The following is a 3536-nucleotide window of genomic DNA, read 5'->3' as shown; positions in this document are numbered from 1 at the left end:
ACCGATGTGCCGCTCGATGAGGAGGCGGTCTACGACGAGATCGCCGAGCAGATCAAGGCATTGTTGGCCAAGCCGAACGTGCGCATGGAGGTCTGCTCGATCACGACCCGCCTCGCCGGCATCGACACCAAGACGCTCTTGCCTGGCCTCGAGCTCGTCGGCAATACCTTCGTCTCGCAGATCGGCTATCAGTCCAAGGGCTACGCGACCATTCCCATCATGTAAGCGACCCCAAGCGCTGGTCGGCCCGTCCTGAGTCGTTGGACGGGCTGCCCGGACCAGGCACCCGAGCTTGGCCAGCACCAGTTGCCCGGGAATGCCGTTCGGCGGCAGACCGCGAGAAAGCCACCGAGGGCTGGTCTGACTCGACCTCATCGCGCTTGGTTTACCGCTCGCCCAGGCAGTGCCTCAGGATCAGCGCCTGAAGATCCACAAGCGATTCGCAGGCGGCAATGGCCGTCGCGTCGGCACAGAGTACCAACCGCCCTTCGCACCATCGGAAGATCGCCGGCAGAGGCGCCTGCACATCGGGGAAGCGCGCGCGAAACTGATCGCGATGCATGAATTCGCAAGGCGCGCTCAGAGACTCGATGAAGCGACGCCATTCGGCGCGCTCGCTCAGCAGGCCATGAGTGATGGCGCACAGGTCACAAGCATAGGTCGCGGGTGAGAAAAGCTTGTGACCAATGTCGGCCATTGTGTTGAAGAGACCGCTATCGGCGTTGTAGACGAAGACCAGCTGGTTGTCCCTTAAGCCGTGATCAAGCAGGGCGGGACAGTGGCGGAGGTCTTCGGGACGATCCAAATCGCGCAGGGTCGGCAATTCAAACCAGGTAAGGCCGGCTTCTCGAAGCGCGGCGCGGGTCTGCGCCAGCACCGAGACGCTGCCCCAGGTGATGCCGGTGAACAGCCGGGGAGCCGGGCGGCGCAGGCCGATCAGCACATAGCCCCCATCGGCGGCTGGGCCGAGCACGGCGTCATGGTTGTTCAAAGCCGCGAAGGCGGCCGCGAGATAGTCCGGCGCGTAGTCTGGGCAATCACTGCCGATCAGCACCGCGCGCTCGCTCTCGATCAGGGCGGCGTCCAGCGCGGCGACCATGCGCGCGCCGAGATCGCCCTCGGGCTGACGATGGTAGCTGAAGCCATGGTCGGCGGCGAGGCGCGCGCAGTCGTCGCTCGCATCGCCGGCATCTCCAGCCTGATCCGCCATCCCGGCACACCAGAGTTGGCGGCGCGCGCAAGCGCTTGCGCGTCCAGCCTGCAACGCCATGCCGAGCAGCCGCCGGTACAAGCGCGCCGCGCCCTCGACGCCCAAGGCCGGAATCAAGCGGGTCTTGACCCGACCCGGAACCGGCTCGCGGGCAAAGACAATCAGCGTGCCGCCGCCGCGCCTATCCTGATGACTCATCACCGATACAACCGCGCCAGCCGTGCCGGATCGGCGCCCAGGGCATAGGCCAGCCGTAGCCGCCACATCAGCACCATGGTGCGCAGAATCCCGCGCGATTCCCAGCGTCGGCTGGAGGTGATCAAGGCTGGGCGCAAGCACAGGGGTCGCGCCAGCCGGCGCAAGCGTCGCGACAGGGCGATGTCTTCCATCAGCGGGATGTCGGGAAAACCGCCCACGGCAGTGAAGTCCGCGCGGGTGACGAACAGGCCCTGATCGCCAGTGGCGATTCCGCTCAGGCAGGAGCGCAGATTCATCGCGCGCTCGATCACCCGCAGCAGCGGATGGCGCCCGGACAGCCGCACATCGCACCGCCCCCAGCGCACCCCAGTGTGTGCGGCGGCGAGCAGCGCCTCGGCGGTGGCGGCCGGCACCCGGCTGTCGGCATGCAGAAACCACAGCAGCTCGCCGGTGGCCGCTTGGGCGCCGACATTCATCTGCGCGGCGCGCCCGCGCGGTGCGGCGAGCAGCCGGTCCACCAGCGGTTCGGCCAGCGCCTGGGTGGTGTCGGTGCTGCCGCCATCGACCAGGATCAGCTCATGACCGGCGGCGCGCAGCGCGGCCAGATCGCCCAGCAGCGCAACGATCGCATCGGCTTCGTTCAGCGTCGGAATGATGATGGACAGACGCATGGACTGGGCACCTTCGCCGGTGGCCGGCATCAGAAGCTTCCGGTCAGAGCGCCGCCGCAGCTTGATCCCTGCCCGGCAGTGCAGCCATAGCAGTGATTAGCCACCGCGATGGGCGTGCCGGCGAGCGCGCGGCCGGGCAGATCGCGCAGATGCGGGCGCTCGGCATCTGCCTTGGTCACGCCCAGCGGCAGCCCCAGCATCTGATTGAAGTCGCAGTCGTACAACCAACCCTGCCAATCGACGCTGATCAGCGAGCGGCACATCACATTGGCCAAATTCTCCGCGCGATGGGCGGAACGCAGAAGTTCGATATAGCCATCGAAGGCGCCGGTCGATAACAGCAGGCTGCCAAAGCGCCCCACCGGCAGATTGGCCAGCGTCAGCAGCCGGTTGAAGCGAATGCCGAATTTGTCGAACAACTCCCGCCGATAGTCCGCCTCCAGCCCCGCCTGGGGTGGTGACAACTCCGGCCCCTGCGGATTGAAGACCAAATCCAGTACCAGCGCGCTGTTCGGATCGCCGTAACCAAGCGCGTTCAGCCGTTGCAGACCGGCCAGACTGGCATCGAACACCCCGCGCCCGCGCTGGGCATCGACATTGGTTTCCAGGTAGCAGGGCAAGGAGGCGACCAGCTCGCAGCTCTGATCGGCGATGAAGTCGGCCAGATCCTCCTGTCCGGGTTCGCTCAGCACTGTCAGGTTGCAGCGATCAATCACCCGGAGCCCAAGACCGCGCGCATGGCGCACCAGATCACGAAAGCCGGGATTCAACTCGGGCGCGCCGCCAGTCAGATCCAGGGTCTGGAAATCACCGCGCTCGAGCGTCGCCATGACCAGCTCCAGGGTGTCCCGATCCATGATTTCCCGCCGCTGCGGTCCCGCACCCACATGACAATGCAGGCACTGCTGATTGCATAGCCGCCCGAGATTGACTTGCAGGGTCAAGACTTGCTCGCGCCGGATGAACGGGAAATCGCCGGGCTGAAGATGCGGGAGAGTGTCGAGCATGGCGCGTCAAGCGGACAACAAGGTTGGAGATTTCGAAAATAAAACAGACGGGCGCCCGAGCTTGGCCAGCACCAGCAGCCCAGGGATATCATGCAACAACAGGCCGTCGCAGACAGACCGCGAGAAAGCCACCGAGGGGCAGGCGCTCACTGTGCTGGCCAATGCCAGACAGCCGCTCGGCCCAACGCGCCAGCGGTCCAGCGCTGGGAAGGAGCAGCGCTGAGCGCGCTTCGATCTGGTCGGGCTGTGGATCAAGACTCCGCGCCCAGGCTCGCACCTCGCTCAGCTGATCCCAACGAGCGCCCTGGTAGCTGCCGCGCCCGGCCTTTTGCCAATACAGCAGGCTGCGCCGATGCAGCAACCCCAGCACCACCGCCGCGCGCGACACCCGCCAGAGCTCGGACAGGGCCTGCTCTGGTCGCGCGCAGAAGCAGAGACTGGTCATGGCGA

At 66.1% G+C, this 3536-nt stretch carries 4 protein-coding genes and 1 pseudogene; 1 reads left to right on the top strand and 4 read right to left on the bottom strand.

What is annotated here, in order from left to right:
• On the top strand, positions 1-225 hold a 225-nt coding region (locus tag CCR82_RS04940; RefSeq protein ID WP_201244300.1), incomplete at its 5' end, for a DsrE family protein.
• Between the two features lie 160 nt (positions 226-385).
• On the opposite strand, the gene CCR82_RS19080 is transcribed toward CCR82_RS04940, so the two are convergent.
• The 4 genes and pseudogenes from CCR82_RS19080 to CCR82_RS04915 form a co-directional block, all read right to left on the bottom strand.
• The gene (locus CCR82_RS19080; protein ID WP_338073102.1) at positions 386-1408 is read right to left on the bottom strand and encodes a TIGR04282 family arsenosugar biosynthesis glycosyltransferase; all 1023 of its coding nucleotides are present in this window, start codon (positions 1406-1408) and stop codon (positions 386-388) included.
• The gene (locus tag CCR82_RS04925) at positions 1408-2079 is read right to left on the bottom strand and encodes a TIGR04283 family arsenosugar biosynthesis glycosyltransferase (RefSeq protein ID WP_201244299.1); all 672 of its coding nucleotides are present in this window, start codon (positions 2077-2079) and stop codon (positions 1408-1410) included. Before CCR82_RS04925 ends, CCR82_RS19080 begins: the two co-directional genes overlap by 1 nt.
• Before the next feature lie 29 nt (positions 2080-2108).
• Complete coding sequence (gene arsS, locus CCR82_RS04920) at positions 2109-3086, bottom strand: arsenosugar biosynthesis radical SAM (seleno)protein ArsS (RefSeq protein WP_201244298.1); 978 nt, start codon at positions 3084-3086, stop codon at positions 2109-2111.
• 88 nt (positions 3087-3174) lie between these two features.
• Positions 3175-3536 (bottom strand): annotated as a pseudogene (locus tag CCR82_RS04915) (class I SAM-dependent methyltransferase); the annotation flags it as partial.

It is taken from the genome of Halochromatium salexigens (assembly GCF_016653295.1).
Lineage (GTDB): Bacteria > Pseudomonadota > Gammaproteobacteria > Chromatiales > Chromatiaceae > Lamprobacter > Lamprobacter salexigens.
This window is presented reverse-complemented; position numbering and strand designations above follow the sequence as displayed.

Excerpts from the sequence above, each read along its gene's own strand:
- CCR82_RS04925 (WP_201244299.1), bottom strand. The coding sequence starts at position 2,079 with ATGCGTCTGTCCATCATCATTCCGACGCTGAACGAAGCCGATGCGATC.
- arsS (WP_201244298.1), bottom strand. The coding sequence starts at position 3,086 with ATGCTCGACACTCTCCCGCATCTTCAGCCCGGCGATTTCCCGTTCATC.
- CCR82_RS19080 (WP_338073102.1), bottom strand. The coding sequence starts at position 1,408 with ATGAGTCATCAGGATAGGCGCGGCGGCGGCACGCTGATTGTCTTTGCC.